This window comes from Nocardia aobensis NBRC 100429 (genome assembly GCF_000308375.1).
GTDB classification, from domain to species: Bacteria; Actinomycetota; Actinomycetes; order Mycobacteriales; family Mycobacteriaceae; genus Nocardia; species Nocardia aobensis.
Window position 1 is genome coordinate 1 of sequence record NZ_BAFQ01000113.1, and the last position, 4,845, is coordinate 4,845.

Annotated in this window: 5 protein-coding genes; all 5 read left to right on the forward strand. The window is 71.1% G+C overall.

Features of this window, described 5'->3' with window-relative positions; genetic code table 11:
* Positions 1-80: 80 nt before the first annotated feature.
* Complete coding sequence (locus tag RJ03_RS14135) at positions 81-1,751, forward strand: fatty acid CoA ligase family protein (protein WP_036502245.1); 1,671 nt, start codon at positions 81-83, stop codon at positions 1,749-1,751.
* Positions 1,748-2,041 carry a hypothetical protein gene (locus RJ03_RS14140; protein ID WP_051024677.1) on the forward strand — a complete coding sequence of 98 codons (294 nt, stop codon included), beginning with the start codon at positions 1,748-1,750 and terminating at the stop codon, positions 2,039-2,041. Before RJ03_RS14135 ends, RJ03_RS14140 begins: the two co-directional genes overlap by 4 nt.
* Positions 2,038-3,078 carry an NAD-dependent epimerase/dehydratase family protein gene (locus tag RJ03_RS14145; protein WP_051024676.1) on the forward strand — a complete coding sequence of 347 codons (1,041 nt, stop codon included), beginning with the start codon at positions 2,038-2,040 and terminating at the stop codon, positions 3,076-3,078. The genes RJ03_RS14140 and RJ03_RS14145 overlap by 4 nt, the downstream gene beginning before the upstream one ends.
* A gap of 20 nt (positions 3,079-3,098) precedes the next feature.
* Positions 3,099-4,292: a peptide synthetase gene (locus RJ03_RS14150; RefSeq protein WP_036502248.1), complete on the forward strand. Its 1,194-nt coding sequence runs from the start codon at positions 3,099-3,101 to the stop codon at positions 4,290-4,292.
* Positions 4,289-4,845, forward strand: a 557-nt coding sequence (locus RJ03_RS14155) for an MMPL family transporter (RefSeq protein WP_036502251.1), incomplete at its 3' end; no start/stop codon positions are given. The genes RJ03_RS14150 and RJ03_RS14155, both read left to right, overlap by 4 nt.

The window sequence follows — 4,845 nt, forward strand, 5'->3', positions numbered from 1 at the left end:
GTGCTGTTCGTCGCGGCGGGCGCGGGACCGTCCGCGGCGGCCGCGGTGTACCGCTTGCCGGTGGCGGCCGGTGCGGCGGCGTGAGCGGTACCTACTGGCGCGCGATCGACCGGTTCCGCGTGGTCGCCGCCGCGGCACCGGACCGCACCGCGGTGTATTTCGCCGACGCCGGGCATACGCCCACACCGCACTATCGGCGGCTGAGCTACGCCGACCTGGACCGCTGGTCCGACGCGATCGGTAAGCGGCTCACCGCCGCGGGCGTGGGCAGCGGAACCCGCACCATCGTGCTGGTGCTGCCCGGGCCGGAGCTGTACGCGATCATGCTGGGCCTGTTGAAGATCGGTGCGGTTCCGGTGGTCATCGATCCGGGCATGGGACTGCGCCGTATGCTGCGGTGCCTGCGGGCGGCCGACGCCGAGGCGTTCATCGGCATTCCGCAGGCGCATGCGGCGCGAGTGCTGTTCCGCCGCTACTTCCGCGGCGTGCGGGTCGCCGTCACGGTCGGGCGGCGCTGGTTCTGGGGCGGAGCGACCTTCGACACCTGGGGGCGCCACCCGTCCGGCACCGCGCAGGACCGCGCTCCGGCGCCCGACGGCGCCCCGCTGATGATCGCCTTCACCACCGGGAGCACCGGACCCGCCAAGGCCGTGGAGATGACCCACGGCAATCTGTCGGCCATGGTCGAGCAGGTCCACGCCGCGCGTGGCCACGTACCGCCGCAGACCTCGCTGATCACGCTGCCGCTGGTCGGCATCCTGGATCTGCTGCTCGGCTCCCAGTGCGTCCTGCCGCCGCTGATCCCCAGCAAGGTGGGTTCGACCGATCCGGCGCACGTGGCCGACGCCATCGGCCGATTCGGGGTGCGCACCATGTTCGCCTCCCCCGCCGTGCTGATCCCGCTGCTGCGCCACCTCGAGCAGACCGGCACCCGGCTACCGACGCTGCGCAGTATCTATTCCGGGGGCGCGCCGGTCCCGGACTGGTGTATCGCCGGCCTGCGCGCGGTGCTCGACGAGGATGTGCTGGTCTACGCCGGATACGGATCCACCGAGGCGCTGCCGATGTCGACGATCGAATCGCGCGAACTACTGGACGGCCTGTCCGAACGCGCCCGCGCCGGTGCGGGCACCTGCATCGGACGCCCCGCCGACCGGGTGCGGGCACGCGTCGTGGCGATCACCGACGACCCGTTGCCCACCTGGGCGGACGCCCAGGCTCGCGAGGGCGACGTGGTGACCACCGGCGGCATCGGCGAACTGGTGGTGGCCGGGCCGAATGTGAGCACCCGCTACTACTGGCCCGCCGCGGCGAACGCGACGGGCAAGATCGTCGACGGCGAGACCGTCTGGCATCGCACCGGCGACCTGGCGTGGATCGACGATCAGGGACGAATCTGGTTCTGCGGGCGCAAATCCCAGCGGGTACGCACCGCCGACGGGCCGATGTTCACGGTGCAGGTCGAACAGATCTTCAACGCCGTCGCCGGTGTGGCGCGCACGGCGCTGGTCGGGGTGGGCCCGGCCGGAGCGCAGCGCCCCGTGCTGTGTGTGGAACTGCGTCCGGGCGCCGATCGCGACGACGTGACCGCCGCCCTGCGTGCGCGTGGCGCGGAATTCGAGCTCACCACGAAGATTTCGCAGTTCCTGTTCCATCCGAACTTCCCGGTCGATATCCGGCACAACGCCAAGATCGGACGAGAACAGCTCGCGGGATGGGCGGCCCGGCAGATCGCGAAGGCGGCGCGATGACGATGAAAGTGGTTGCGCTGCGGTCTGTTCCGATCGCGGGCTGGTTGTTTCTGCTGGCCGGTCCGGCGGTCCGGGGCTCCGGCCGCCGGTGGCTGCGAACGCTGTGGTGGATCGACGCGGTGCTCAGCATCGGTGTGCACGCCGCCCAGATTCCGGTCGCGTTGCGCGCCGCACGGAGCAGCGGCCGGTCCCGCCTGTACACCGCCGTCATGACGCAGCTGTTCGGCCTCACCTGGTGGCGTACCGAAACAGTGCGCAGCACGGCATCTTTCGAGGAGAACCAACGGTGAAGGCACTCGTCACGGGCGCATCCGGATTTCTCGGCGGCGCACTGGTCCGCCGCCTGGTACGCGAGGGCGGCCACGAGGTGACCGTGCTCGCGCGGCGCACCAGCAACCTCGGCGATCTGCCCGATCTCGACGGGGTGCGGGTCACCTTCGGCGACCTCACCGACGAAGCGTCGCTCGAACGTGCCTGCGCCGGAGTCGATGTCGTGTTCCACAGTGCCGCCCGCGTCGACGAGCGCGGCACCCGCGCACAGTTTCGCGCCGAAAATCTGCGCGCCACCGAAGTTCTGCTGCGCGCCGCCCGGGCCGCGGGCGCGACGCGATTCGTGTTCATCTCGAGCCCGAGCGCCCTGATGGATCGCGACGGCGGCGATCAGATCGACATCGACGAATCGGTGCCGTATCCGCGCCACTATCTGAACCTCTACTCCGAGACGAAGGCCGCCGCCGAGCGGACCGTATTGGCCGCCGACACCGAGGGTTTCACCACCTGTGCGCTGCGGCCGCGCGCGATCTGGGGAGCCGGCGACCGCTCCGGGCCGATCGTGCGCCTGCTCGGCCGGACCGCGCAGGGGCGCCTGCCCGATCTGTCGTTCGGCCGCTCGGTCCAGGCATCGCTGTGCCATGTCGACAACATCGTGCACGCCTGCCTGGGCGCCGCCACCTCCGACCGGGTCGGCGGCAAGGCCTATTTCGTCGCCGACGCGGAGAAGACCGACGTGTGGGCCTTTCTCGCCGAGGTGGCGGGCGGGCTCGGCTACCCGGCGCCCAGCCGGCGACCCGATCCGCGGGTGCTGGCGGCCGCCGTCTCGGTGATCGACACCGTCTGGCGCGTACCGGCGATCGCACGGCGCTGGTCGCCACCGCTGTCGCGTTACGTGGTGGCATTGCTGACCCGCACCGCGACCTACGACACGGGCGCGGCGGCACGGGATTTCGGTTACGCGCCGATCATCGACCGCGAACAGGGCCTGGCCCGGTTCCTGTCCTGGCTCGAATCCGAGGGCGGCATCGAGCAACTCACCCGCGAGCTGCGGTAACGCATAGTCAGGAGCCGATCATGAGCACCGTCTTCCGGCGGCGGATCTCGCCCACCGAGCGCATGTACTTCCCCATGCGGGATATGGCGCCGCCGTTTCTGATGCAACTGGCGATTCCGGGAACCGGAACCCTCGACGCGGAGCGGTTGCGCCGCGCGGTCGCGGTCGCGGCTGCCGCCTGCCCGGGCGCGCGGCTGCGGCGCGAGGGCAAGTACTGGGTGGACACCGGTGTGCCGCCCGCCGTGCGAGAGATTCCCGGTCACGTCGTGAACTACGATCGCCTCGAGGCGGATCCGGTCCTCGCGTCGGCGATCGGCCCCACCCAGGAGACCACCTGTGAGGTGCTGCTCCTGACCGGCGACCCGGTCACCGTCATCTTCCGGGTGTTCCACGGCGTCATGGACGGGATGGGCATGGTGCTGTGGGCCCGCAACGTCCTCGCCGCGCTGCGTGGCGAACAGCCGGAGGAGCTTCGCGACCCGGTCGCCGATCGGGAACTGGTGCGGCGCCTCGGCGCACCCGGCCGCCCCACCGCGATGATTCCCCGCTTCCGCTCGGCGGTCGGCCACGGCCGTCAGGAGGTGGGCAGCCCCCGGCATCTGCTGCGGCACCGCAGTATCGCCGCCACCGGTTCCGGTGCGGTGGCGCGGGTGTCGGCGCTGCTGGCCGATGCCGCGGGCAGCACGCAGCGGATCATGGTCCCGGTCGATCTGCGCCGTCACGACCCACAGCTGCGATCGACGGGGAATCTGGCGTTGCCGCTGTTCCTCGATATCCGGCCCGGCCAGGATTGGCGGCAGGTGCGCGAAGGCATGCGCGCGGGCCTGCGGGAACGCACCGAACTCAACCAGTTGGCCGCCAGCGCGATCGCCAACGCGCCGCATGCCGTCGGCCGCACCATTCTGCGCACCACCAATGCGCTCGGCGCTCGCTTCGGGCGCAATCTCGCCTCGGCGACGGTCTCGCACATGGGCCGCTTCGATCTCGGCGCACTGGCGGTGCCCGGCTGGTCGCCTACGGCGGTGCGGGTGCTGCCGCAGCACAGCGTCGCGATGCCGCTCCTGTTCGCGATGGTGGAGGCCGGCGGTCGCACCGAGCTGACGGTCTCCGCGCGCAACGGCCACGGCATCGAGGATCGGCTCGAAGGGCTCCTGGACCGCATCGCGGCAGCTCTGGAAAGCGAACTGCCGCAGCCGGATCCGGTCCTCGCATGACCCGCTGGGCGCGGCTCGTCGGTACCCGCCCGACCCTGGTGCTGCTGGCGGCGATCGGTGCGGCGATCGTGTGCGGACTGTTCGGCGCCGACGTCCAGCAGCGAGTGAGCGCGGCCGGATTCGCCGATCCCGGCAGCGAATCCGCGCTCGTCGACCGGGTGGTCACCGCGCATCTGGGCCGACAGAACCCGGATGTGATCGCGATCTACACCGCGCCCGACGGACAGGACCTCACCGCACTGGGCCCGCGCGTCCAGCAGGCGGTGGACCACATCGATGCGGCGCTGCTGGCCCAGCCGGTGCAGACCTATTGGAACAACGCCCCACCGCGCCAGGGTTTCCTGCGGTCGGCGGACGGCCGGCAGGGGCTGGCCGTGGTGTTCGCCGCCGGCGACGACAATCAGCGCATAGCGGCCTACCACGACATCGCCGCGGCGCTGACCGTCCCCGGCGTCTCGGTGCGCTTCACCGGCTACAGCGCACTCGCCGACGAGATCGACCGCCAGTCCCGCCACGATCTGATTCTCGCCGAATCAGTCTCGCTACCCATCAC